The organism is Nocardia higoensis (assembly GCF_015477835.1).
Classification (GTDB): Bacteria; Actinomycetota; Actinomycetes; order Mycobacteriales; family Mycobacteriaceae; genus Nocardia; species Nocardia higoensis_A.
The window spans coordinates 103,203-123,522 of the sequence record NZ_JADLQN010000004.1 but is presented as its reverse complement, the minus strand read 5'-3'; the positions used below and the strand labels follow the sequence as shown (position 1 = coordinate 123,522).

Annotated in this window: 18 protein-coding genes; 8 read left to right on the top strand and 10 right to left on the bottom strand. The window is 69.8% G+C overall.

All coding sequences use genetic code 11. The features are described from left to right. Positions 1-17: 17 nt before the first annotated feature. From IU449_RS21135 to IU449_RS21125, 3 genes are all read right to left on the bottom strand, one after another. Positions 18-1,277 carry a deoxyguanosinetriphosphate triphosphohydrolase gene (locus IU449_RS21135; protein ID WP_195004108.1) on the bottom strand — a complete coding sequence of 420 codons (1,260 nt, stop codon included), beginning with the start codon at positions 1,275-1,277 and terminating at the stop codon, positions 18-20. A 63-nt stretch (positions 1,278-1,340) separates the two neighbouring features. Further along, positions 1,341-1,919, bottom strand: coding sequence for a YdcF family protein (locus IU449_RS21130; protein ID WP_195004107.1), 579 nt, complete (start codon positions 1,917-1,919; stop codon positions 1,341-1,343). Between the two features lie 192 nt (positions 1,920-2,111). Then, the gene (locus IU449_RS21125; RefSeq protein ID WP_324188361.1) at positions 2,112-2,786 is read right to left on the bottom strand and encodes an MBL fold metallo-hydrolase; all 675 of its coding nucleotides are present in this window, start codon (positions 2,784-2,786) and stop codon (positions 2,112-2,114) included. 76 nt (positions 2,787-2,862) lie between these two features. On the opposite strand from IU449_RS21125, the gene IU449_RS21120 reads away from it, so the two are divergent. From IU449_RS21120 to IU449_RS21110, 3 genes are all read left to right on the top strand, one after another. Further along, a complete protein-coding gene (locus IU449_RS21120; RefSeq protein WP_195003860.1) occupies positions 2,863-4,830 on the top strand; it encodes a TPM domain-containing protein in 1,968 nt (655 codons plus the stop codon). 272 nt (positions 4,831-5,102) lie between these two features. After that, positions 5,103-5,834, top strand: coding sequence for an SDR family NAD(P)-dependent oxidoreductase (locus tag IU449_RS21115; RefSeq protein ID WP_195003859.1), 732 nt, complete (start codon positions 5,103-5,105; stop codon positions 5,832-5,834). Positions 5,835-6,205: 371 nt separating this feature from the next. Further along, positions 6,206-6,703, top strand: coding sequence for a DinB family protein (locus IU449_RS21110; protein ID WP_195003858.1), 498 nt, complete (start codon positions 6,206-6,208; stop codon positions 6,701-6,703). 154 nt (positions 6,704-6,857) lie between these two features. Here IU449_RS21110 and IU449_RS21105 read toward each other — a convergent pair whose 3' ends face one another. After that, entirely contained in the window at positions 6,858-8,156 is a 1,299-nt protein-coding gene (locus IU449_RS21105; protein ID WP_324188360.1) for a phthiocerol/phthiodiolone dimycocerosyl transferase family protein, read from the bottom strand. Positions 8,157-8,274: 118 nt separating this feature from the next. On the opposite strand from IU449_RS21105, the gene IU449_RS21100 reads away from it, so the two are divergent. Then, positions 8,275-8,880 (top strand): TenA family protein, encoded by a 606-nt coding sequence (locus IU449_RS21100; RefSeq protein ID WP_195003856.1) that lies wholly within the window; start codon positions 8,275-8,277, stop codon positions 8,878-8,880. Positions 8,881-9,014: 134 nt separating this feature from the next. Here IU449_RS21100 and IU449_RS21095 read toward each other — a convergent pair whose 3' ends face one another. After that, positions 9,015-10,415, bottom strand: a complete 1,401-nt coding sequence (locus tag IU449_RS21095) for a glycine--tRNA ligase (protein WP_195003855.1) — start codon at positions 10,413-10,415, stop codon at positions 9,015-9,017. Positions 10,416-10,635: 220 nt separating this feature from the next. Here IU449_RS21095 and IU449_RS21090 point away from each other — a divergent pair, with 220 nt between their 5' ends. After that, the gene (locus tag IU449_RS21090) at positions 10,636-10,980 is read left to right on the top strand and encodes an ArsR/SmtB family transcription factor (RefSeq protein ID WP_195003854.1); all 345 of its coding nucleotides are present in this window, start codon (positions 10,636-10,638) and stop codon (positions 10,978-10,980) included. Positions 10,981-10,983: 3 nt separating this feature from the next. After that, the gene (locus IU449_RS21085) at positions 10,984-11,412 is read left to right on the top strand and encodes a Fur family transcriptional regulator (RefSeq protein WP_195003853.1); all 429 of its coding nucleotides are present in this window, start codon (positions 10,984-10,986) and stop codon (positions 11,410-11,412) included. Between the two features lie 264 nt (positions 11,413-11,676). On the opposite strand, the gene IU449_RS21080 is transcribed toward IU449_RS21085, so the two are convergent. Then, complete coding sequence (locus IU449_RS21080; RefSeq protein ID WP_195003852.1) at positions 11,677-12,660, bottom strand: hypothetical protein; 984 nt, start codon at positions 12,658-12,660, stop codon at positions 11,677-11,679. A gap of 103 nt (positions 12,661-12,763) precedes the next feature. Here IU449_RS21080 and IU449_RS21075 point away from each other — a divergent pair, with 103 nt between their 5' ends. Next, positions 12,764-13,381 carry a TetR/AcrR family transcriptional regulator gene (locus tag IU449_RS21075; protein ID WP_195003851.1) on the top strand — a complete coding sequence of 206 codons (618 nt, stop codon included), beginning with the start codon at positions 12,764-12,766 and terminating at the stop codon, positions 13,379-13,381. A 4-nt stretch (positions 13,382-13,385) separates the two neighbouring features. Here IU449_RS21075 and IU449_RS21070 read toward each other — a convergent pair whose 3' ends face one another. The 3 genes from IU449_RS21070 to recO form a co-directional block, all read right to left on the bottom strand. After that, positions 13,386-13,799, bottom strand: coding sequence for a YbjN domain-containing protein (locus IU449_RS21070; protein ID WP_195004106.1), 414 nt, complete (start codon positions 13,797-13,799; stop codon positions 13,386-13,388). Between the two features lie 90 nt (positions 13,800-13,889). After that, positions 13,890-14,693, bottom strand: a complete 804-nt coding sequence (locus tag IU449_RS21065; protein ID WP_195003850.1) for an isoprenyl transferase — start codon at positions 14,691-14,693, stop codon at positions 13,890-13,892. 224 nt (positions 14,694-14,917) lie between these two features. Further along, positions 14,918-15,688 carry a DNA repair protein RecO gene (gene recO, locus IU449_RS21060; protein WP_195003849.1) on the bottom strand — a complete coding sequence of 257 codons (771 nt, stop codon included), beginning with the start codon at positions 15,686-15,688 and terminating at the stop codon, positions 14,918-14,920. A 216-nt stretch (positions 15,689-15,904) separates the two neighbouring features. Between recO and IU449_RS21055 the strand changes: the two genes are divergently transcribed. Beyond that, the gene (locus tag IU449_RS21055) at positions 15,905-17,332 is read left to right on the top strand and encodes an amidase (RefSeq protein ID WP_195003848.1); all 1,428 of its coding nucleotides are present in this window, start codon (positions 15,905-15,907) and stop codon (positions 17,330-17,332) included. A gap of 19 nt (positions 17,333-17,351) precedes the next feature. On the opposite strand, the gene IU449_RS21050 is transcribed toward IU449_RS21055, so the two are convergent. Beyond that, on the bottom strand, positions 17,352-20,312 hold the full coding sequence (locus IU449_RS21050; RefSeq protein WP_195003847.1) for an ABC transporter substrate-binding protein: 2,961 nt from the start codon (positions 20,310-20,312) through the stop codon (positions 17,352-17,354). Positions 20,313-20,320: the final 8 nt, after the last annotated feature.

Below are 20,320 nucleotides of genomic sequence, written 5' to 3'. Positions count from 1 at the left end.
GCGCGGGCGGGGTCCGATCACCCGGCCAGCTCGACCGCCATACGTTCGAGGCGGCTCTCGGTGTAGGAGGCGATCTGGTCGATGACCACCCGCACACGGGCGGTGTCGGTGTCGGCTTCGTTCCACCACGGCAGCAGCGGGGGGTCCAGGTGATGTGGGGCGGATTCCAGCAGGCCCGCGGCCACTTCCTGGATGCGCTGGCGCTGGACGGCCTGGCGCTGCTTGTGGACGGGATCGAACATGACGTAGCGCAGGGCGAAGGTCTTGAGGATGGTGACCTCGGCGGCGGCGATCCGCGGGATCTCCAGGTCGGCGTGGTAGCGGATGAGCGGTCCGGGGCCCGCGACGGCGCGGGTGGCGGTGATGGCCGCGGTGGCGAAGCGGCCGACCAGCTCGCTGGTGAGGCGTTTGAGGGCGACCGAGGCGGTGAAGGAGCCGTCGTAGTGGAAGACGTCGGCGAGGACGGGGATCTCGGACAGACGCTGGGCGGCTTCGACCAGGTCGTCGACGGGGATCTCGGGGTGCTGGCGGTGGCCCATCCGGGCGAGGGCGTCGCGCTCGGCGGGGTCGGCGAGTGCGCGCAGGTCGATGCGGCCGTCGATCACGCCGTCCTCGACATCGTGCACGGAATAGGCGACGTCGTCGGACCAGTCCATGATCTGGCATTCCAGGCTGCGCACGCGGTCGGGGGCGTCCTTGCGGATCCAGGCCAGGCGGTCGGTGTCGATGTCGTAGGCGCCGAATTTGGTGCCGGGTCCTGTTCTGCCCCAGGGGTATTTGATGGCGGCGTCGAGGGCGGCGCGGGTGAGGTTCAGGCCCGCGCTGACGCCGTCGGGGGTGAGGATCTTGGGTTCCAAGCGGGTGAGGATGCGCAGGTTCTGGGCGTTGCCTTCGAAGCCGCCGTAGGCGTCGGCCCAGGTGTCGAGGGCCTTCTCGCCGTTGTGGCCGTAGGGCGGGTGGCCGATGTCGTGGGCGAGGCCGGCCAGGTCGACGAGGTCGGGGTCGGCGCCGAGGCCGTCGGCGATGCTGCGGCCGATCTGGGCGACCTCGAGGGAGTGGGTGAGGCGGGTGCGCGGAGTGTCGCCGTCGCGCGGGCCCATGACCTGGGTTTTGTCGGCCAGGCGGCGCAGGGCCGCCGAGTGCAGCACGCGGGCGCGGTCGCGGGCGAATTCGGAGCGGTGGCCGACGGTGAATTCGGCTTCGGGGGAACCGAATCCGGCGGTCTTGGGGGCCTCGGTGACCATGCGCTCGCGGTCGTGGCCGGTGTATTCGTTCATGGCGTCCATCGCGTCACTACCTGCCCTGCGTGTTGTGGCTGCACTGCCTGCCGTGCATGGTCGTCACTGCCCCGCCGTGTAGGGGAAGTCGGCGGAGAAGTGGGTCAGCTGGTACCAGAGCAGCGCGAAGGTCTCGCGGAAGATGCCGTGGGCCTGGGATTCGCGGGTGTAGACGGCGGGGCCGGTACGAGTCGGGGCGGTCCAGGCGCGCAGGCCGTCGTCGCGGGCCATGGTGCGGGTGCGCAGGGAATGCCAGGGGTCGCTGACCAGGGCCACCGAGGACCAGCCGCGTTCGGCCATGGCGTCGGAGACGGCTTCGACGCTGCGCAGGGTGTCGGAGCCGGTTTCCACGGCCAGGATGGCCTCGCCGGGGATACCGCGGTCCTCGAGGTAGTTCTTGCCGGAGGCGGCCTCGGTGTAGAGGTCGCCTTCCTGTTTGCCGCCGACGGTGATGACGCGCGGGGCGACGCCCGCCTCGAAGAGGTCGTAGGCCTGGTCCAGGCGTGCTTCGAACACCGAGGACGGGGTGCCCGAGTACTGGGCGGCGCCGAGGACGACGATGGCATCGGCGGGGGTGTAGTCGTTGATCCGGGCGACCTGCCACACGCGTACCGCGGTTCCGCCGACCACGATCGAAGCCATCAGCACAGCGCCAGCGACACCCCGCCTGATCCAGCGCGCGAGGCCGGGGCCGAAGCCCCGGCGGAGCCCGGATTCATGGGTCGAAGCCGAGTGGGCGCGGGGGGCTGGCGAGATCACTCCCCAAGTTTGCCAGGCGGGGGCCGCCGAGCAGGTGCGGCGGCCGTGACGGTGATCACCCGGGCGTTGCCGGCCTCACCAGCCTCGGGCGCGCCACTCCCCCAGATGCGGGCGTTCGGCGGCCAGGGTCGTGTCGTCGCCGTGGCCGGGGTAGACGAAGGCGTCGTCGTAGTGGTCGAACAGTTTCGTGGTCACGTCGGTGAGCAGGGAGTCGAAGGCCTCGGGCGAGTGGGTCTTTCCGACGCCGCCGGGGAAGAGGGAGTCACCGGTGAAGATGTGGGCGCGGCCGGTGGGCTCGGTGAGTACCAACGCGATCGAGCCGGGGGTGTGGCCGCTCAGATGGATGACATCGAGGGCGAGGTCGCCGACGTCGAAGGTCTCGCCGTCTTCGAGGAGGCGATCGGGAGGCACCGGGAGGGCATCGGCGTCCAGGCGGTGCGCGGCGGTGGGCACGCCGAGGGATTCGGTGACCTGTTCGAGGGCCATCCAGTGGTCGCGATGCTGGTGGGTGGTGATGACGAAGCGGACCTTGCCGGGCATCTCCTGCTCGACCAGTTGGAGGATGCGATCGGGTTCGTTCGCGGCGTCGATGACGACGGCGGCGCCGCTGACGGCGCACTGTACGAAGTAGACGTTGTTGTCCATCCCGCCGACGGACATCTTGATGATCCGCGCGCCGTCGAGATCGCGTTGCTGCGGATTCGACCCGGACGACACATGGCCGGTGTACGGGCGGTCGATGGTGATCACCTCGACGATGCTATTGCACGCCGGTAGCCGAAGGCTATTGCGCGCCGGTAGCTGCGGCGGGCTATACATTCGGACTATGTCGTCGTGCCTCGAGAGCTGTCGCCGCTGGATCTCCCGGGCGGTCGTCGGCCTTGCGCTCTTGGTCGCCGCGTTGCTGGGGGCCGCGCCCGGTTCCGCGGAGCCGCCGGGCCGGATGGACACCTACGTGGTCGACTCGGCGGGCGCGCTGAGGGGAGAGGAGGCGGCGCGGGTCGGAACGGCGGTGGACCGGCTCTACACCGACCACCGGGTTCGGCTGTGGGTCTACTACGTCGAGGACTTCGACGGGAAGTCGGCGCAGCAATGGGCGGCGCAGACCGCGAGCGCGTCCGGGTTCGGTTCCCGCGACATGCTGCTCGCCGTCGCCACCGGCGCGCGGGAGTACTGGCTGGACGGCGACGCGCCCAGCGGGGTCAGCGAACAGGAGCTCGACGATGTCCTGGCGAACGAGGTCGAGCCCGCGCTGCGGGAGAGCCGGTGGGCGGACGCGGCCGTGCTGACCGCCGACGGGATCGGTGCGGCGATCAGCGGCGGCGGCACCAGCATGCGGGGCCTGCTGATCGTGGCGCTCGTCGTGGCGGCGGGCTTGGCCGCGCTGGTGTGGTGGTCGCGCAGGCGCGGTAAGCGGCGATCGGCCGCCGAACTGGCCGCGGCCCGCCGGATCGATCCCGACAACACCGCCGCGCTGGCGGCGCTGCCGCTGGAGGCCCTGCACGCCCGATCCCGCGAGGTCCTGGTGGAGATCGACGACGCGATACGCGCCAGCGACGAGGAGTTGCAGCTTGCGATCGGCGAATTCGGGACCACGGCCACAGCGCCGTTCACCGCCGCGGTGAACAATGCGAAGGCGGCCGCGGCGCAAGCGTTCCGAATCCGTCAGCAGCTCGACGACGACATTCCCGAGACCACGGACGAGCAGCACCGCCTGCTGGTGGAGCTGCTCACCACGGCTGGGCGCGCCGATCGCGAACTCGACGCGCGGGTGGCCGAATTCGACGCGATGCGTGATCTGCTCATCGACGCCCCGAACCGGCTCGACAGGCTTACCCGCGATCTGGTGGAGCTGACCGGGCGCACTCCGGCCTCGGAGGCCGAACTGGCCCGGCTGACGGCCGCACATCCGGCGAGCGTGCTGGCTCCGATCGCCGACAATGTGCGGATGGCGGGAGAGCGGATCGCCTTCGCCGAACAGAACATCGATGCCGCGCGCGGTGCGCTCGCCCTTCCGGTCGGGCAGCAGGGCGGCGCGGTCGCGGCGATCCGAACCGCCGAGAGCGCGATCGGGCAGGCCAGGACGTTGCTGGACGCGGTCGACAACGCGGCGTCGAACATCCAGCAGGCACGCGACGGGTTACCCGCGGCGCTGGACGAACTGCGCAAGGACATCGCGGCCGCGGCCGGACTCACCGGCTACGGCGGGTCGGAGCTGGCCACCGCGGTCACCGCCGCCCAGCAGACGCTGGACACTGCGGGCGGGCAGGCCGACAGCGATCCGCTCAGCGCCTTCCACGCCGCGGTCTCCGCCGACGCCGCACTCGATCGCGCGGCGTCGGCCGCCACCGACCGCAAGCTGGCCGCCGAGGAGCTGCGCAGGCGGTTCGACAACGCGCTCATCGACGCGCAGACACGGGTGACCGCCGCCTCGGACTACATCAGCACCCGCCGGGGCGGAGTCGACGCGACCGCGCGCACCCGGTTGTCGGAGGCGCAGCGTCACCTCGATGCCGCTCGAGGGCTGGCGGGCGCCGATCCGGCGGGGGCGCTCGAACATGCCAGGACAGCAGCCGATCTGGCGGGCCGCGCCTTGCGGGAGGCGCAGACCAGTGTCAACGCGTGGGAGAAGAACATGAACCCGTTCTCGGGCCCGGGCAACAGCACCGGCGCGATTCTCGGCGGCATCATCATCGGGGAGATACTGCGCGGGGCGGCAGGCGGATCGGGGGGCTTCCGCCCGACGTCGTTCGGCGGGGCGTCGAGTCGCGGTGGGCGCGGCGGACGGTTTTGAGCCGACCGCCGGGCGGCGCACATCACATCCATCGGTCTTGGACCCCGGCGGCCGCGGAGATCGGTTGCCGCGTTGCCCCGGACCGTCAGCGGCGGGTCGGCCCCTGGACGGTGCCGCTACGACGGCCCGGGTTGGTCCGTGCGACCGGAGACATCGCCGGGGGCTGCGCCGGATGCGGAACATGAGGTCGGATTCCCGCCGGTGCGCAAGGCTCCGGAGCCCCACCCTCGAAGAGAAAGGTTTTGCGACAAGACACCCGGAAAGGAACAGGTGTGGCAGACATCGCGGTGGTGACAGGCTCGACGCGGGGCATCGGATTCGAAACGGCCCTGGCATTGGGCTCGGCGGGATACACGGTGATCGTGACGGGGCGGTCACAGGAGGCGGCCACGGCCGCAGCGCGCCGACTGGGCGAGCACGGGATCGACGCACGGGGGTACGCCCTCGACGTCACTTCGTTCGGTTCCGTACAGCGCCTGGCCACCATTCTCGCCGAGACCCATGGGCGAGTCGATGTGCTGGTGAACAACGCCGGCATCGCCGGCGAATGGGACGCGCCCGGCCCCAGCGTGTACGCCCATCCGCAAGCGGTGCGCAAGACGATGGAAACCAATGTGTTCGGCGTGTTCCACACGGTAGAGGCCATGCTGCCGTTGTTGCGGCGCAGCGAATCCGGCCGGATCGTCAACGTGTCCTCGTTCGTGGGCTCGCTGACCCTGCAGGCGCAAGCCGATCCGGCCGACCTGATGGTCCCCGTCTATCAAGCTTCCAAGGCGGCACTCAACAGCCTGACCATCACGTTGTCGAAGGCGCTCGCCGACACCAGCATCAAAGTGTTCTCGATCGATCCGGGGTTCGTGCAAACCGACTTCTCCCCCATCAACCGCGCGCAGGCGCCGCTGACCGCCGCACAAGGCGCCGAGCCCGTGGTCAAGGCCGCAATGCTCGACCTCGACGCCCCGTCAGGCGCGTTCCTCGGCCGCGACGGCGCGCTGCCCTGGTAATCGGGCCTCGCCGCCGTGCCCGATTGCTTGTGAACTCATGACGGCATCTGGCTGATCCCGACTGTGCTCCGGGTCTCGACATCGGCTGCGGGGTGCGAGAGCCGAGACCCGGCACGTTCGGGCACCGCGCGAGGCGGGCTCGGCCGATAGCCGTGATGCGAAGCCGAGCAAGAGCGTAGAGTCGGGATCGGTCCCGCCGCGCTCACATCTGATGTGGTTGCGACATCCTTCGGCGGGCCGAATCAGGTATCTCGGTTGCGGAAAACCGCGACCATCCCGGCACCGGCTTCTTCCGGTGAGCCGTTTCCGCCACCACCAGCAGATAGGTCTGTCTGGCGCGCACCGGACCGGCCGAGGAAGGACCACCCGCGATGACCACTTCACCGCGTACCGCCGGCACCGAACGAGAAGTACTCGAGACTCTGCTCGACCAGGCGCGCGCCGACCTCATCGACACGGTGCGCGGCCTGTCCGAATCCGACGCCAGGACTCGGCTCGTGCCCTCACCGACCACGCCGATCACCCTGATCAAACACGCCACCTTCGCTGAGCGAATGTGGTTCCAGCGCACACTCGGAGGACTCACCGACGCCGACTGCGACGGCCCGCTGTGGGCCCACGGCGGTTTCGAGGTAAGCGATGAGGAGACCGTGACCGAGGTGATCGCGGAGTTCGAACGCGCAAGCGCCCGAGCCCGGTCCATCGCCGCGGAGCTCTCCCTGGACGAAATCCGCAACCATCCCCACACCGGAGTGGTCGTCAGCCTCCGATGGATCTACGTGTTCATGACCGCTGAGTTCGCTCGGCATGCCGGCCACGGAGACATCTTGCGCGAGCAGATCGACTCGATGACAGACCCGCTGCGGTGACCTCGAGGACTGGGGCGGGTTCCTCGGTGTCGAGAGCTGGACCGGCGAGAGGTGCGGGCTCGAGGAGCTGGGATTCTCCCTGACTTCGATTGCCATCCGAAGGTCGAACGCCGACTACGCGGGGCCGTTGACTGTGGACATGCCCCTGGTCGGCTCAGGCGTCTATGGGCTCGCTTGCCAGCGTGGACAATTCGCGGGAGACCGCTCGTGGCAGCCGGGCGGCCGCCGATCCGCCGCCGAGGATGCCGACGCACAGGCGGTCGGCGAAGGTGTAGACGAGGAAGGTGACCGCGGCGGAGCTGCCGGTCGAGGGGCGGGGATGGGCGCTGACGTAGACGATTTCGTAGTCCGAGAGCGTGAGACCGGGCGGGGTGGGCAGCTCGGGCACCCGGCCGGTGTTGGTGATGGCGACGTGGCCCGCGGTGGAGTGGACACGGTGGGGGCCGAAGAACTCGGGGAAGTGCAGGACCGACTGCTGGATCACGCCCTCGGCGAGGTCGTGGTTCAGGCGGGCGGCAATGCGTTTGGCCAGGGCGACGAAGCCGGTGCCGGGGCCGATATCGGCGGAGAATCCCGCCAGGCCCGCCATGTTGGTGCCTTCCTGCGCGGCGACGGGCGGATCGAAGCGGTTGCGCAGGTCGACCGGGTAGACACAGGTCAGGGGAATCGGTCCCTTGGTGGCGGCACCGTTTTCGGCTTCGCCGCGGCCTGCCGCGTAGGCGCGCAGCAGGGCGGCGGTGACCAGGCCGTTCACGCTCACGCCGTAGTGACGGCCGACCGCGATGATGTGCTCGGTGGACGCTGCGTCGAGCAGGACGCGCTCCGGGCGGGCGATGGTGGGCGGGGCGGGTTCGGGTGGGTCGAGCGGGAGCGCGGTGTCGGCGGGTGAGAGCGGCACGATCACTTCTTCCAGCCCGGAGATGGCGCTGCGCCGGGCGCCGCGGCGGACCGCGTAGTACTCCAGCGATTGTGGAAGCTCGTGCGGCACAACGGCTGTCGCGCCGTCGGTGACGCTTTCGGGGTGCACGCGTTCGGTGTAGTGCTGCCACAGGCGCACGAACAGCGCGACGCAGTGGCCCGCGTCGGCGACGGCGTGGTGGACGAACAGTGTCACCCTGGTCCCGCCCTCGCCCGGGGCGATGTCCAGGTAGGCGAGTTGGTGGCGTGGGTTCATCGGTTCGGGCGGGATGCGCACCTCGTCGATATCGCCCGGCTGCACCCAGGCACCCATGTAACCGATGGACCGCAGCAGCCAGCCGCCGCCCGCGCCGTCTTCGCCGATCCGGCAGACCAGCACCGGATACTCGCGCTGGAGGGCGGTGAAAGCCGCTCGCAGCGCGTCGATCTCGAGCTCACCCCGTGCTACGACCGAGCGCCCGGTATACGTGCCGTGCCGCACGAACCGCGCCTCCGACGGCGCGAGTTCGCGCACCACGACATCTTCTTCCCACACATCGAAGAGAGTGCGCGCAGCGGCGCCGGGACGCAAGCGGAGGCCGCCGCGTGTGGCAGTGTTGTGGCCTCGATCAGGCAGTGGCCGGGGTCCGGGGCACGACTGCGAGACTGGCGGCATGAGTCTGGCAGCGCACCTGGAAGACATCGGACGGCCGATGGTCGACGAACAGCTCCGCCATCCCACGGTCGCGGGGATCGCCGCGGGCACGTTGCCCGACGCGGTGTTCCGCTCCTGGCTGGAACAGGACTACCTGTATCTGCTCGACTACATCCGGGTATTCAGCCGGCTGGCCTGGCAGGCGCCCGACGCGCATCTCGGCGATCTCGTCGACCTGGCGCACTCGACGCTGCACGACGAACTGGCGTTGCACCGTGGCCTGGCCGCCGAATTCGGCGCCGACCTCGACCACGCGGTCAAGGGCGCACCGTGCGCGGCCTACACCGCGTTCCTGCTCGACGCGGCCGCCGACTACGGCGACGGCCTGGCGGCGCTGTACCCGTGCATGTGGGGTTACTCGACGCTGGGCGCGCGGCTGGCGCTCGATCCGCCCGCCGACCCGCGCTACCGGCGCTGGGTGGACACCTACGCGGACCCGGCCTTCGCCGACCTCACCCGGCGCTGCGCGCAGATGCTCGACGAGTCGGGCGCGGATCCCGCGCGGGCGGAGCGCTTCTTCGTCGAGGGGATGCGCCACGAGCTGGCGTTCTGGGACGTTCCCTGAGCGTGGATATCACGCGCATGCCCGGCCGCCGGATGATCACCGCCGGCACGTCGGCGTCGGTCCGCCACGTCACTCCCCGCACACGCGAACGCCCGCCACCGTTACAGCGGTGGCGGGCGTCCGCGAAGCGTCGGTCAGGCGCCGATCAGTCGCTGGGCGAGGTAGCCCTCGACCTTGTCCAGGGCGATGCGCTCCTGGGCCATCGAGTCACGCTCTCGGATGGTGACGGCCTGGTCCTCGAGGGTGTCGAAATCGACCGTGATGCAGAACGGGGTGCCGATCTCGTCCTGGCGGCGGTAGCGGCGGCCGATCGCGCCCGCGTCGTCGAACTCGACGTTCCAGTGCTGACGCAGCTGGGCCGCCAGATCCTTGGCCTTGGGGGTCAGGTCGGCGTTGCGGGACAGCGGCAGCACCGCGACCTTCACCGGGGCCAAGCGGTAGTCCAGGCGCAGGCTGACCCGCTCCTCGAGGTTGCCCTTGGCGTTGGGCACCTGGTCGACGGTGTACGCGTCGACCAGGAAGGCCATCAGCGAACGGGTCAGGCCGGCTGCGGGCTCGATGACATAAGGGATGTAGCGCTCGTTGGTCGACTGGTCGAAGTAGCTCAGTTCGGTGCCGGAGTGCTCGGAGTGGGTCTTGAGGTCGTAGTCGGTGCGGTTGGCGACACCTTCCAGCTCACCCCACTCGCTGCCCTGGAAGCGGAAGCGGTACTCGATGTCGACGGTGCGCGTCGAGTAGTGCGACAGCTTCTCCTTCGGGTGTTCGTAGAGGCGCAGGTTCTCCGGGTCGATGCCGAGGCCGGTGTACCAGGCCATGCGAGTGTCGATCCAGTACTGGTGCCACTGCTCGTCCTCGCCCGGCTTGACGAAGAACTCCATCTCCATCTGCTCGAATTCGCGGGTGCGGAAGATGAAGTTGCCGGGGGTGATCTCGTTGCGGAAGCTCTTGCCGATCTGGGCGATGCCGAACGGCGGCTTCTTGCGCGCGGTGGTCTCGACGTTCTTGTAGTTGACGAAGATGCCCTGCGCGGTCTCGGGACGCAGGTAGTGCAGGCCCTCTTCGTCGTCGACGGGGCCGAGGTAGGTCTTGAGCAGGCCGGAGAAGTTGCGCGGCTCGGTCCAGGCGCCGGGCTGGCCGGTCTCGGGGTCCTTGATGTCGGCCAGGCCGTTGGCCGGCGGGTGACCGTGCTTCTCCTCGTATGCCTCGAGCAGATGGTCGGCCCGATAGCGCTTGTGCGTGTGCAGCGACTCGACCAGCGGGTCGGTGAAGGTCGCGACGTGGCCGGAGGCTTCCCAGACCTGGCGCGGCAGAATGACCGAGGAATCCAGGCCGACGACGTCCTCACGGCTGGTCACCATCGAACGCCACCACTGACGCTTGATGTTCTCCTTCAGTTCGACGCCGAGCGGACCGTAGTCCCACGCCGACTTGGTGCCTCCGTAGATCTCACCGCACGGGTAGACCAGACCCCGGCGCTTGGCGAGGTTGGCAACGGTGTCCACCTTCGACTTGGGTGCCACGCGAGAATTCTCCATCCACTGCGAGTCGGATTCGTCTGCAAGACGCAACTACTTGGTGCCGCAACTACTCGATGCGAAGTGCACGCGGTATCAGCCTATCGGCTCACCGAATCGCCAGCGCCTTCGCCTTCGCCTGCGTCCGCGCACGCGGCCCGTCGGCGGGATCGCGCGCCTATTTGACATGCACACCTGCGCATATCAAAATGGAATTGCTTTCCAATAAGGAGATGGTCCCATGACCGCCGACACGGCCGCCGCGCACACACCGTACCGCTCCCCCGGCCCCGCCCCGGTGCCCGCACGTACCGTACTGGAAGACGCCGGTGAGTTGTTGCGCGCGCTGGCCGCGCCCGTCCGCATCGCCATCGTCCTGCAACTACGGGAATCGCCGCGTTGCGTGCACGAACTGGTCGACGCGCTCGGCGTGACCCAGCCGTTGGTGAGCCAGCATCTGCGCATCCTCAAGTCCGCGGGCGTGGTGCACGGCGAGCGCTCCGGGCGTGAGGTGCTCTACGAACTCGTCGACGACCACCTCGCGCACATCGTCGTCGACGCCGTCGCGCACGCCGAAGAAGGGTGATCCGTGGCCGACAAGACTCAGGTTTCCGCCAAGGCCGCCGTCGGCGTCCGCAGCACGCGTCAGCGCAGCGCCATCGCCGCACTGCTGGGCGACATCGACGAATTCCGGTCGGCGCAGGAACTGCACGACGAGTTGCGCAAGCGCGGTGAGGGCATCGGGCTGACCACCGTCTACCGCACGCTGCAGTCACTGGCCGACGCCGGACTCGTCGACGTGCTGCGCACCGACTCCGGCGAGTCGGTCTACCGGCAGTGCTCCACCGGTCATCATCACCACCTGGTCTGCCGCCATTGCGGGCGCACTGTCGAGGTGGAGGGTCCGACCGTGGAGGCGTGGGCCGACTCGATCGCCGGGGAACACGGGTTCACCGAGGTCAGTCACACCATCGAAGTGTTCGGCACCTGCCGGGAGTGCGGCGAGCGACGCGGCTGAGGCGCCGACCGCGAGCCGCTCACCGATCCAGCCCCCGGTCCGGCCGCACCACGGTCGGACCGGTCCCGTGCACCCGCCTGCGGAGAAACCAGGCATATAGCGCGCGGCCCGCCCCGCATCGGGACGGGACCACGCCGCAGCTCGGACAGACCCTCACAGCGGCGCAGGCAGACCCACGCAGCGGCTCGGGCAGACCGGACCGACACAACGACTCGGGCAGCGGGCCGCGAGGCGGCAGCCTGCCCGAACCGTCGTGGCGGACACTCAGACCGAGACAGCCGCAACCTTCGGTTCAGCAGCTTCGACGCCGGGCGAGCGCTGTCCCCGCTCGCGCAGCGCGGCCAGGCCGAGCAGCGCGAATCCGGCCGCAGCCCAGACCAGAAGCACGACAAGCGGCCCGGTCCCACCCGCGCCGTCGAAGAAGGCGACCGAGCGCAGCAACGAGCCCGCGGCGCCGGGGGGAAGCAGCTGACCGATCGCACCCCACGGCTGCGGCAGGAGTTCCGGGGCCGAGGTCGCCGCGGAGAACGGGTTGCCGATCAGCAGCATGGTCAGCGCGCCGATGCCGATTCCGGGCGGGCCGATCAGCGAGGCCAGTCCCACGATCACGCCCGCCACGCCGAGCGAGGAGAGGCCGGCGACAGCGGCGAGAGCGAGATAGTTGCCCGGCAGCGCCGACAGCCACCCCTGAGCCAGCAGCATGCTCGCCAGGCCACCGACGACGCCGAAGGTCAGCACGCCCGCCGACCGCGCACCCACACCGGTGACGACCAGAGAGAGCAGCGCGCCCGCCGCGATCCCCGACATGACCAGCGGCAGCACCATGGACCCGAAGACCATGCCTCGCGGGTCGTCGGCATCGGCGGCCACCACATCCTCGACGGGCGCGCCGGTGGCGCCGGACAGTTGTTGCGCCATCGCCGTGAGTTGCTGTGAGACAGCGGGACTCGCGGCAGAGGCGACCAACAGTCGCGGCGCACCCTCGCCGGTGACGATCGCGCCGTAGACCTCGCGGTTCTCGATGGCGGTGCGGGCGGCCGCGGCGTCGGGCAGCGTGGTGACGGCGAATGCGTCGGGATCGGCGGCGACCAGCCGCTCGGTGACCATGACGGCCTGCGGTCCGGCGATCGCGATCGGCAGGTCACGTGGCGCGAGGTTGGCCGCGGGCCAGGCGAAGGCGACGAGCATGAGCAGCTGGAGCAGGGCCGCGCCGATGCCCACCGCGATGGCGCGCAGGGTGGCGTTCATGACTTCTCCCCATAAATCGAATGTTCGTTCTCTTTAACGTCTTCCACGGTCCCACCACCGGCGGAAACTTGTCAAGAACGAATGTTCGTTTTAATTTGGAAGTATGCCCAGAGTCAGCGAGGAACACCTCGAGCGCCGCCGACAGCAGATCCTCGACGCGGCCCAGTTGTGCTTCGCGCGCAAGGGTTTCTTCGACACGTCCATGCAGGACGTCTTCGCCGAATCCGGACTGTCCGCGGGCGCGGTCTACCGGTACTTCAAGTCCAAGAACGAGATCGTGGCGGCGCTGGCGAGCCAGACCATCGTGCCCGTGCGGACAGTGCTCGTCGAGAGCGTCCGAGCCGATCCGCTGCCGACGCCCGCCGAGCTGATCCGGATCGTCGCCGAAGAGGTGATCCGGCACAGCGGGCCAGAAGGCGTGGTGCGCCTGGCTCCGCAGGCGTGGGCACTGGCGATGATCAACGACGATATCGGCGACTTCGTGCACACGAATATGCACAGCATCCGCGAGGTCTGGCGCGAATACGCCGACCGGATGGTGACCCACGGCTGGCTGCCGCCCGACACCGATACCGATGCGATGGCCAAGACCTTCCTGAGCCTGCTCCCCGGATTCATCCTGCAACACCTGATCCTGGGCGACGTCGAGCCCGAAGCCATCGGACGCGGTATCGACGCGCTGATGCCGCTGCGAGCGCAGGCGACCGCCGATCGGGAATGAGGGCTCAGGGCGCGAGGAGCCCGTGGCGCGCGCGTTCGGCGTTGGAGAGCACCAGCAGCAGCATGGTGGTCAGCGCCGAATCGTCCAAGCCCGCGGCCGGGAAGGTGTAGCGCAGGATGACATCGGCCAGTTTGCCGTGGCCGATGACCGTGATCGAACCGAACTGCACCGCGTTGTTGCGCTCGGCGACCCGCTTGTGCAGCTGAGGTTTGAGCGGACGATCCCACGCCAGCACACAAGTCAACGTCAGTACGTCCAAGCCCGGTGCGAGTTCGACCGCACGCAGCGAGCACAGCGCGCCCTCGTATTCGAAGCCGAGCGAGCCCTCCGGATCGACGCGCACGTCGACGCCGTAGCGCGACAGGCATGAGCCCGCGCGCGCCTGGAGTTCCTGATCGGGGGTCACCGCCGCGTCCATCTCGCCTGCCACCGTTCGCCGCGCCTGGGACCGGCTTCGCGCCGGTCTCGTTCTGCCCCCGCTACTGCGTACCCGCCTATCCGGTGCCGCCTATTTGGTGCCACCGAAACGACGATCACGGGAAGCGTACTGCAGACAGGCGTCCCACAGGTTGCGCCGGTCGAAGTCGGGGAACAGCGTCTCCTGGAAAACGTATTCGGCGTAGGCCGACTGCCAGAGCAGGAAATTGGAGGTGCGGAACTCGCCGGACGGCCGCAGGAACAGGTCCACGTCGGGCATGTCCGGCTCGTCGAGGAACCGGGCGATGGTGTTCTCGTCGACCCGCTCGGGATCGATCTCGCCCGCGGCCACCCGGCGCGCGATCTCGCGGGCCGCGTCGGCGATCTCGGCCCGGCCGCCGTAGTTGACGCACATGGTGAGGGTGAGCACGGTGTTGTCCTTGGTGAGCTCCTGGGCGACCTCGAGCTCCTTGATCACGCTGCGCCACAAGCGCGGCCGCCTGCCCGCCCAGCGCACCCGCACACCCATCTCGTGCATCTCGTCGCGACGGCGGCGGATCACGTCGCGGTTGAAGCCCATCAGGAATCGGACCTCGTCCGGGCTGCGCCGCCAGTTCTCGGTGGAGAACGCGTACGCCGAGAGCCACTTCACGCCGATCTCGATGCAGCCCTCGACGGTGTCCATCAGCACCGCTTCGCCACGTTCGTGCCCGGCCGTGCGGGGCAGCCCGCGTTCCTGCGCCCAGCGTCCATTGCCGTCCATCACCAAGGCCACGTGCTTGGGCACGAGTTCCTTGGGCAGCTGCGGCGGACGCGCTCCCGACGGATGCGGCGAGGGCGGGCGCACGGTGCGCGTCGCGGTGGCGGAGTCACGACGGAGGATCACGGCTCCCATCCTGCCCGATGCGCGGGAGCCGCCCGGCAGGTGCCCTCCACGACCGGGGACCGAGCGGCCGCTCTGTGCCGGTGCTCGACGGTGCCGGGTACACCGGCGTCGACGCCCCTGCGCTCGTCTCAGGGCCCGACCGTTCGGACCGGCTCACACCGGCTGTGCCCGGGAGCCGACTTCGAGGTGGCACCGAGCACGGACGCCGACGGCCCGTACCGAGCGATGCCGCCTCAGGCGGGGTGGCCGGCTGGGGTGGGGCGCGAGGATCGGTCGGTGCGCTCGATCAGGGGCAAGGTGCGCAGCTGACGTTCCAGATGCCATTGCAGGTGCGCGGCGATCAAGCCGCTGGCCTGCTTGCGGGTCGATTCCGCGCGCTGTTCGACGCCGTCCCACTCCCCCCGGTCCAGGGCGATCAGATGGTCGAGGACGCCCGGGGGCGGGGTGGCCGCGCCCGCGGGACGGCAGTGCACGCAGACCGCGCCGCCCGCGCCGACGTGGAAGGCGCGGTGCGGGCCGGGGGTGGCGCACTTGGCGCATTCGTCGAGGGCGGGCGCCCAGCCGGAGAAGCGCATGGCGCGCAGCAGGTAGGCGTCGAGAACCAGTTCGTGCGGGCGTTGCTTGGCGGCGATGGCGCGCAAGGCGCTCGCGGTGAGGGCATGCAGTTTCGGGGCGGGGGCGCGTTCCTCGCCCGCGAGGCGTTCGGCGGTCTCGAGGACGGCGCAGGCGGTGGTGTAGCGACCGTAGTCGTCGATGATGTCGGCGGCGAAGGCTTCCAGGGTGTGTACCTGGGTGACGGTGTCGAGATTGCGGCCCGGATGCAGTTGCACATCGATGTAGGAGAACGGCTCGAGCCGGGCGCCGAAGCGCGACTTGGTTCGTCGCACGCCTTTGGCGACCGCTCTGACCAGGCCGTGCTTGCGGGTCAGCAACGTGACGATACGGTCCGCCTCGCCCAGCTTGTGCTGGCGAACGACCACCGCCTCGTCCCGATACAAACGCACGAGCCCATCCTTGCACGCCGGGGTGACGAGCGGACGCGAGGACATCGGCATCGGAGCGGCACCCCGCGCCCATGCCCATGCCGAGGATGTCGAGCGGTGGCGCGGCGCTCCCGGAGTCGATGCGGATTGCTCGCCGATTGCGATAACCCTCATGGACGGCCGACCAGATCAGCGCTACCGTCGGATACTTCGACGGTCCAGTAGAGGGAGTTTCACATGGCAGTGGCGAATCCCGACGGCGCCGAGGTGGGCGCCGACCTCGGGCTGTCGGAGCTGGCCGCCGCGCTGGCGGCGGGCACGGTGAGTTCGGTCGCGGCGGTGGGCGCGGCGTTGGATCGGATCGAGGCGAGCCAGTCCGGGCTGAACGCGTTCCGGGTGGTGCGACGGGACGCGGCGCTCGCGGAGGCCGCCGAGATGGATCGGCGGATCGCGGCGGGTGAGCGGCTGCCACTGCTCGGTGTGCCGATCGCGGTGAAGGACGACACCGACATCACGGGCGAATCGACGGCGTTCGGGTGCGGAGGCGAGTTCCCCGTGGCGACCGAGGACGCGGAGTCGGTGCGGCGGCTACGGGCGGCGGGGGCGGTGATCGTCGGGAAGACCACCACCTGTGAACTGGGCCAGTTGCCCTTCACCAGCGGTGCGGCGTTCGGGTACACCCGCAATCCGTGGAGCGCCGAGCACACGCCCGGCGGTTCGTCCGGTGGTTCGGCGGCCGCTGTCGCCGCCGGCTTGGTGCCCGCGGCGCTCGGGTCCGACGGGGCGGGATCGGTGCGTATCCCTTCGGCGTGGACGCATCTGGTGGGGATCAAGCCGCAGCGCGGGCGCATCTCCACCTGGCCGTCGGCCGAGGCGTTCAACGGGCTCACGGTGAACGGCCCGATCGCGCGCACCGTGGCCGACGCGGCCCTGCTCCTGGACGTGGCGGCCGGTCCGCACGCGGGCGATCTGCACACTCCCGCGCCGATCCGGGTGAGCGAGGCGGTCGGGCGCGATCCGGGGAAGCTCAGAATCGCCCTGTCGCTGAGCATTCCGTTCACCGCGACGAAGACGGCGCTGGATCCGGAGGTCGCCGGGGCCGTTCACTCGATCGCCGCCACCCTACGCACACTCGGCCACACGGTCACCGTCGCGGATCTGCACTACGGGCTGCTCATGGGCGCCTCGTTCCTGCCGCGCTCGATGGCGGGCATCCGCGAGGCGTACCTGCGCATGCCCGGCGCGGTGGTGGACCCGCGCACGGTCGCCAATGCCAGGCTCGGCCAGGTCCTCGGCGGGCCGGTGTTGGCCGCGGCGCGACAGGCCGAGAAGCTGCTGCACCGGCGCATCGGCGGGTTCTTCGACGACTACGACGTGGTGCTCGCGCCCACCACCGCCACCCCGGCCCCGCGTGTCGAGGAGATCGACGGGATCGGGGTGCGCGCGACCAACGCGCTGATCACCGCGGCCTGCCCGTATGCGTGGCCGTGGAATGTGCTCGGCTGGCCGAGTGTGAACGTGCCCGCCGGGGTCACCGCGGGTGGGCTGCCGGTGGGGGCGCAGTTGATGGGACCGGACTCCTCGGAGTCGCTGCTGGTGTCGCTCGCCGCGCAGCTGGAAGCCGAGCGGCAGTGGGAGCGGGAGCGGCCACGGCCCTGGTGGTGAACGCCCCGGGCCGCGCGTCTCATCTGCCGTTGCCGGAATCGGGCCGCACCCAGTCCTCGATCTCGTTGTCCGGCCTCACGGCCGGACGCGTGTCGACCGCACCGGTGTCCGCGTCCTTACCCGTACCCGACGGGCAGCCGTCACCCACGACCGTGTTCTCACCGGCCTGATCGCCTGGCGCGTCCGCACCGGCCGCGCCGGGAAACATCACCAGGCAATGATGCGGGCCCTGCTCGCCGACGGCGTCGGTGACCAGCACGGCGATCGAGGACGATTCCGCGACTCGACCGGATCGGAAGTCGATGTGCCCGGTGACGCCGTAGATGTCGGTGTCACGCAGTTGCATGGCGATCGCCGAGCGGCTGGGCATGTGGTCGATCCTCTTGGTGACCCGGACGGATTCGAGGAACAGGCCCGCGACGTCGTACCCCAGCCCGAGGCGATCGCCCACCCAGGGCGGTCCGGCCTCGGGCCAGTCGACGCCGGGAAAGCCGCGCATCTCGGCGACGAGCCCGGGGACGGCACCGCACAGGTCGGCATACGACGCGGGCACCTTCGTATCGCCGACCGCGGCCGTGCCGCTGAGGCAACCACGCCACCCGAGCACCGCGGGCGCGGCCTTGGCGACATAGCGCACGGTCAGATTGCCCGGCAGCGCCGCGGTCACCTTCGGGTCGGCGATCACGCGGGTCAAGGTGTCGTTGCCGAGGATCGCGGGGCTCTCCCCGCTGAGGCAGCCGCGGCCGACCGCGCGGGCGAAGGTCGGGAAGTCGTCGTTGCGTCCGGCGTAGAACAGCAGCGTCTCCTGATCGAACGCAGGTGTGCAGAAGACCGGGAAACGATTCAGCTCGTCCTGCGACATCCACGTGCGCTCTTGGATCTCGACACCGCGCTGCTTCAGCCGGTCGGTGAGAGCGGCGACGAGAGTGGTGACGTAGAGGTCGGCGGGTGTCTGCGGATCATCGGGCGCCTTCGGGTGGTACAGGATCACTTTCCGGAAACGCTGCTGCCCGGCCTTGTCCGCGCCCTGCGGGTAGCGCGCGCCCTCGACATAGTCGGCGATGAGCTCGGCGTGCGTGCTGTTGCTGGGCGCGGCCTGGAAATACAGCGGCGAAGCGCCGGCCAGCCCGTTCGCCGACAAGGTTGTCGCCACCACCGGCACCCCGAGCTCACCGAGGCGAGTGATGGCCGTGCTGGTTTCGGTGCTGCTGCGGTCCATCCCGACCACACCGAGTACGCCGTCGTCGGCGAACAGTGCGCGTAGGTGGTTGTCCACCACCCGCGTCGCGCGCCGCATCTCCGTGCCGCCGTTGGCGATCACGACGCGCAACAGCGGCTCGGATTCACCGGACCTGCTCAGTGCCAGTCGCTGCTGCACCGCCAGTCCGGCCAGCTCCTCGACCTGCGCCATCGGGTATCGCGCATTGGTGTCGGTGTAGCTGAGTCCGGCGAAGTAGACCAGCGTCACCAGTGGTCTGCGCGGGTTACCCGCCAGCGCGGTCCCGGCCTCGGCATTGAGTTGGAAGACCAACTGCTGCATGGCCTTCAGTTCGCCGTCGTCGGTGAACACCTGGTCGGCGTTGTCGCTGTAGCCGATGCATTCGCCCTCGTACATCTCCACGGAGATGCCCGACGTCCACGGCCAGTGCGCGCACGGCTCACCGCGCAGCGCCGGCACGGCCACCAGAGTCGCGGCCACCAGCAGCACCACCGGCATCAGCACGGACATGGTGACGAATCCCCGGCGCGCCGCCAGCGGCGGAGCGGGCGGCACCGCGAGGTGCGCATAGCGGGGGTCGCGCACACGCCCGTCGAGCGGATCGGGCAGGCGCACCCGCAGCGGCAGGTACCACGCGTGCGGCAGCCGATTGGTGCGCATGTGGTCGATATTGCGCAGCCAGCGCTGCAGCGGGTCCGGCTCCTGATCGGCGGACGGCCGATCGACGAGGCTTTCCAGGGTGTCGAGATTCGTCAGGTCGCCGATGCGGGCGAGGTCACGGACCTGCGGACGCGCGGGCGGGGATTCCAGGCAGGCCAGCACGACCAGCGGATCGAACAGTCCGGTCTCGTTGCGGATGTCGTTGATCCTGGCCAGCAGACGCGCGCCCGCGCTGTCCGGCGCGACCGGCCCGAGCAGTGCGACGGGGTAGGCCGTGCGCCGCCACCCCGACGGACGCCACACCGGACGGCGGTAGGCGTCGCGCAGATCCTCCAGGAACGCGTGCACCAGCAGCTTGGCGATCTGCTCCTCGTTCTCGTCGCTGCGGCCGGAGGCGGTCAGACGGGTCGCGAAACCCAGGAAGCTGTCGGAGAGTTCGGGCGCGAGGTAGCGCTGGTGCATGAACCACCGGGTCACCTTGGACATGCCGGGGATGCGGCCGCTGATCCACAGCCACAACCGCAACACCGGCCACAGCGCGAACACGCCGAACACCACCCGCGAGACGATGTCGCCCGCGGCGGCCTCGCCGGCATCTCCGGCCGTAGCAGTGGGAGAACCGCTGCGCAGCAGCCTCGGCAGCCGGGCGCGCAGTTCCACCGCCGCTTCGGTCTCGTCGCTGGTGACCCGCTGGCGGGTCAGCCAATCGGCGGTGCGATAGCGGGGGAACCGGATCGGGCCCATCGCGGTGTCGTCGGTGGAGAAGCCCTCGACGAGGCGTTGCAGGATCGGCAGGCAGTGACCCTCGACTTCCTCACCGGTGGCGTTGGGGTCGGGAGCGAGGGCGTCGGCGGGCAGGTCGGCGGCCGAAAGATCGACGCGCGCACGCGGAGTCGCGCGCCGACCGCCGGATTCGCCCAGCCAGCGATAGATCTCGACGAGCAGCGCGCTACCCGCGGGCGCGCCGATCAGGCCGATGACGGGCCGCGGCAACGGCCGTCTGCGGCGAATCATCGTGCGCAGCACCCGAGGACGGGAATCCGGGACGTTCAGCGCGCGTACGAGTTCGAGCAGTTTGCCGATGTCGTTCGCCTCGGACACGCGACGAC

Excerpts from the sequence above, each read along its gene's own strand:
- IU449_RS21135 (WP_195004108.1), bottom strand. The coding sequence starts at position 1,277 with ATGAACGAATACACCGGCCACGACCGCGAGCGCATGGTCACCGAGGCC.
- IU449_RS21130 (WP_195004107.1), bottom strand. The coding sequence starts at position 1,919 with ATGGCTTCGATCGTGGTCGGCGGAACCGCGGTACGCGTGTGGCAGGTC.
- IU449_RS21120 (WP_195003860.1), top strand. The coding sequence starts at position 2,863 with ATGTCGTCGTGCCTCGAGAGCTGTCGCCGCTGGATCTCCCGGGCGGTC.
- IU449_RS21110 (WP_195003858.1), top strand. The coding sequence starts at position 6,206 with ATGACCACTTCACCGCGTACCGCCGGCACCGAACGAGAAGTACTCGAG.
- IU449_RS21100 (WP_195003856.1), top strand. The coding sequence starts at position 8,275 with ATGAGTCTGGCAGCGCACCTGGAAGACATCGGACGGCCGATGGTCGAC.
- IU449_RS21095 (WP_195003855.1), bottom strand. The coding sequence starts at position 10,415 with ATGGAGAATTCTCGCGTGGCACCCAAGTCGAAGGTGGACACCGTTGCC.
- IU449_RS21090 (WP_195003854.1), top strand. The coding sequence starts at position 10,636 with ATGACCGCCGACACGGCCGCCGCGCACACACCGTACCGCTCCCCCGGC.
- IU449_RS21080 (WP_195003852.1), bottom strand. The coding sequence starts at position 12,660 with ATGAACGCCACCCTGCGCGCCATCGCGGTGGGCATCGGCGCGGCCCTG.
- IU449_RS21075 (WP_195003851.1), top strand. The coding sequence starts at position 12,764 with ATGCCCAGAGTCAGCGAGGAACACCTCGAGCGCCGCCGACAGCAGATC.
- IU449_RS21070 (WP_195004106.1), bottom strand. The coding sequence starts at position 13,799 with ATGGACGCGGCGGTGACCCCCGATCAGGAACTCCAGGCGCGCGCGGGC.
- IU449_RS21065 (WP_195003850.1), bottom strand. The coding sequence starts at position 14,693 with ATGGGAGCCGTGATCCTCCGTCGTGACTCCGCCACCGCGACGCGCACC.
- IU449_RS21055 (WP_195003848.1), top strand. The coding sequence starts at position 15,905 with ATGGCAGTGGCGAATCCCGACGGCGCCGAGGTGGGCGCCGACCTCGGG.